This is a genomic window from Paraburkholderia panacisoli, from assembly GCF_008369935.1.
Taxonomy (GTDB): Bacteria; Pseudomonadota; Gammaproteobacteria; order Burkholderiales; family Burkholderiaceae; genus Paraburkholderia; species Paraburkholderia panacisoli.
Genome location: NZ_VTUZ01000117.1, coordinates 1 through 2,979 on the forward strand (window position 1 = coordinate 1; position 2,979 = coordinate 2,979).

At 58.5% G+C, this 2,979-nt stretch carries 2 protein-coding genes and 1 pseudogene; all 3 read right to left on the reverse strand.

What is annotated here, in order from left to right:
- Positions 1-450 precede the first annotated feature (450 nt).
- On the reverse strand, positions 451-951 hold the full coding sequence (locus FVF58_RS50745; RefSeq protein WP_149676951.1) for a hypothetical protein: 501 nt from the start codon (positions 949-951) through the stop codon (positions 451-453).
- 98 nt (positions 952-1,049) lie between these two features.
- The gene (locus FVF58_RS50750) at positions 1,050-1,538 is read right to left on the reverse strand and encodes a hypothetical protein (protein ID WP_149676952.1); all 489 of its coding nucleotides are present in this window, start codon (positions 1,536-1,538) and stop codon (positions 1,050-1,052) included.
- Positions 1,531-2,979 (reverse strand): annotated as a pseudogene (locus FVF58_RS50755) (hypothetical protein); the annotation flags it as partial. The pseudogene FVF58_RS50755 and the gene FVF58_RS50750, both read right to left, overlap by 8 nt.

Genomic DNA, 2,979 nt, shown 5'->3' on the forward strand with positions numbered 1-2,979 from the left:
CGCCGGCAAATCCTGGGATTGCTCGTATATCCGATACCAACGCTCAAGAGCTTTCGTTGTCGGATAACCCAATTGACGAACGGTCATTGTGAGACGCTTACCGAGTCGGATATAGAGTTTGACCGCTCGAATGCGGTCTTCGTACGAATACATGAACTACCTCCGGGTAGTCCAACTTATCCGCCGCACCCCCAAACCGGACATTTCTAAAAAGCCCTGACACTAAAAATGTTGATTCTTGGCACCTCGGGCATCGTGTTGCGAAGGTTTGTTCTTCAACTCTTTCCTTTATTTATAGCGGGGAAGTTATCCACAGGCGCCGCTATTCGCTGAAGGGCTGTTGCATCACCGAAGTGCACCGTCTGTTGCGCGGTTGGGCGTGCGACTGCGCAACAGCGGCGGCCTGGTCGTGGCATCGCATGATCGGATGCTGTTGCGAATCCGTGCTGCCTAGGCAGGAAGGGTAGACCGCGTTCCGAGCTGCCACAGCATGTCGATGTTCTTCAGATAGGTCGCGACGTTTTCAGCAGGCGCCTGGATGATCGAATGCTGTGTGCTATCCATGTTGTTGATTTCTGCTGTCCACGGATCATCAAGATGGGCGCATACGTCGGCGACGTCCTCGCAATATCGCTGGAACGTGTCATCGTCCCAAGTCTTGACGGTTGCGGGTGCAAGCAGCACTGAGAGCACGCCTTTGCGTTCGCCGATGAATCGCACCGGTGCAAGCAGGCCAGTGAGGTACATGATCAGGATCGCATCGAGCACCCGGTCGTCGTGATCTTCGTCCCAGATAATTGCGAAGTCGAGGAACCTGCCGTACTGAATCTGGTTCATCAGTTCGTCGTGCCACGTCGGTACGCGTAAAACAGAATAATGCGTACCTCGCCCGAGGTATCCGACGGGGCCGGGCTCATCGTGCAATGTCTGGAAGCAGGGTGGGTAAGACATTTCGTGCTCCTTTCGGGAGAGAGGCGGCTTCCGCCGCCGAACCGCGGCCATTTCGTGGCTGTGGCGATCATGCAAACACTATCACGCCACGCAGACAGTCATCGCCGCCTTGTATCTTCCCGGTGCTTCGGGCTGTCTGCCGGCATTGAAGATACTGCCGCCTCAGGTATCGCGCCAAGCTTCGCAAGTCTGTCGCGTGCGTCGCGATACTGTGCATAGAATCTGGCCCATTTGCTGAAGCCGCCCAGTTCGCCAACCGCGCGCAACATTGCAAGGTGGGAATCCGTCAGCAGTTGAACGGTGGCTTCGAGTTCTGCAATCCGGATGTCCTTGTCGGTGAGCGACGCTGCGGTGTCGGCGCCAGACCGTTTGCCAACGCGGCCGCGCCAGCGGCGGTATGCGGCCTGCCGCTGCTGATATTCAGCGAGCAACGTGCTCCGCGGTTCGCTGCGCGTAATTGACGATGCTGCGTTGATGGACGGGTGCAAGCGCGCGACAGCGCGAGCTGTAATGTCTTCATCATCGGCGAGCAACGCTTCGAGAATCGCGCGCATTGCGTCGTTGCCGGACCCGTTCGGTTCAGTCATCAAGTACTCCACGTTGCCGCGGCAGTGACAGGTCAACGCCGTCAGGGAAGGGACGTTTGCCCGATGGTGTTGCAAGAAGCTTCTGGACGCCGGCTAGCCGCGTCTCCGCGTGGTCGAGCTGGTTCCTCCATCCAGTGCTGGTCGATGGCCTGGCCTTGATCGTTTCCAGCGCGAGCTTGAACTTGCCCTCGAGCTGGATCAGGTTCTGCCGGTTCTCCGGCAGATCGGTCGCCGAGAGGTGGCGGCAATCCGCGAAGCATTCGAGGTGTTTGGGGCAGGGGTCAACCGTGAACGAATTCAGGCAGTGCCCGTACGGCGTGGCATGGAAGCCGTCCGCTTCGGCGCGCAGGTACTCGTACGCGGCAGCGTCGCCCTCTATTGCCTGAATGCGCCGGAACGCATCAACGATCGGGCCGTTGGCCTTACCACCCTTGATGAGCCGGGCTACCGTGCTGGCCTTCTCGCCGAGCATGACCTCGATGTCCTGCGGGATTTCGATCTGGTCGAGGTCTTCTGCAAGACTGCGATGGTCGTACTCGTAGCTCTGTGCGACACTGCGCCGGTTGAAGCGCTTCGAGATGATCGTATCGGCCACGCCCAGGCGGAACAGTTCGGTATTTTGCAAGTGACGCAGCATGTGTGGCTCTATTTTCAAAGCCCTGTCTTCGGCGGTCTCTCCATACTTCTCGAACAACGACGGCACTGCCTTGTCGTAGCCAAGCCCGATGCCAATAAAGCGTGGATCCGGGCGGCTCACTGCCATGAAACGCGTAACGTCGCAGAGCCCGTCGTTCCGTTCTTCAGCAAGCGAGCGCTTCGGCTGAACGAACAGGAATTCCCATGGTTGCAAGACCCCGACTGCAAGTGGCAGCGGCGTTGTATCTGAGACCTTCGTCGGTGTCGTGGAGCGGATATGTTCCTCGAGCTCGTCGATGCGAAGGTAGGTGTGATGCCAGCCCATGCGCTCACGGACTCCGATGACCTTGCCATCAGCACGTCGGAAGCGCAATGCGATTTGCCCGTCACGCATCCTGTCGAGCAGGCGTTTTCCGAACTGATATACCGCCATATCCAGCGCGATCGGACCATTCCCGGGTCTTTCTGCCTGATATCGCTGCAGGTCGATCAGCACATCAGGATCGAACCTTTTCCGATAACGTTCGATGAACGGCTCGCGCTCGATGTCCAGCCAGAACGGGTTGCCCATCAGCCGCACATACGCCTCCGTGAACGGCACGACGTCATTGGCCCGATACCAGGGCAGTAGCCGACCGATCTCGCACTGCAACTTCAGCGTCGCGCGCAGCGGCTCCGTGAACTTCGCGACGTGATCGAGCGTGTCGGTAAGCAATTGCCGGAACATGTCTGGAACAGGCTGGGCATTCTCGAACAGAACACGGCTATCCGACTCCTCGATCTGTTGCTTTTCGGCGAGGTGGCG